Here is a 380-nt window from a genome sequence, read left to right as displayed (position 1 = left end):
GGAGCGATCTGCGCAGCGTCGAGCATGGGGGCCAGTGTCGCGCGCCGTGCTCGCCTGCGCCATCGGCGGATTCACTGATTGTCGCGCTCCCGTAGGGGCGCTGCGGTTTCACACAACGCTGATGACCCCGGCCTCCCCCACGCGCTGCCACGGCAGGCCGAGCACCAGCGCATCGAGCTGCTCACGCGTGAGCGACTGCGGCGCCCCGCAGCCACCGCCAGGCCAGATGAAGCGGCCTTCATGCAACCGCCGTGCCGCCAGCCAGATGCCAATGCCGTCATGGATGAGGACCTTCAGACGGGTCGAGCGCCGGTTGGCAAAGATATACGCATGGTGAGGTCGTGCGGCGCCGAAGACCTTCACGACCCGAGCCAGGGTGG

At 68.4% G+C, this 380-nt stretch carries 1 protein-coding gene; it reads right to left on the bottom strand.

What is annotated here, in order from left to right; all coding sequences use genetic code 11:
- Positions 1 to 108 precede the first annotated feature (108 nt).
- Positions 109 to 380, bottom strand: a 272-nt coding sequence (gene tnpB / locus GVL12_RS26045) for an IS66 family insertion sequence element accessory protein TnpB (RefSeq protein ID WP_235033999.1), incomplete at its 5' end; no start/stop codon positions are given.

It is taken from the genome of Pantoea sp. 18069, assembly GCF_902706035.1.
Classification (GTDB): Bacteria; Pseudomonadota; Gammaproteobacteria; order Burkholderiales; family Burkholderiaceae_C; genus Comamonas.
Note: the sequence above shows the minus strand (reverse complement) of the source record. Positions and strands in the feature narration are given on the sequence as shown.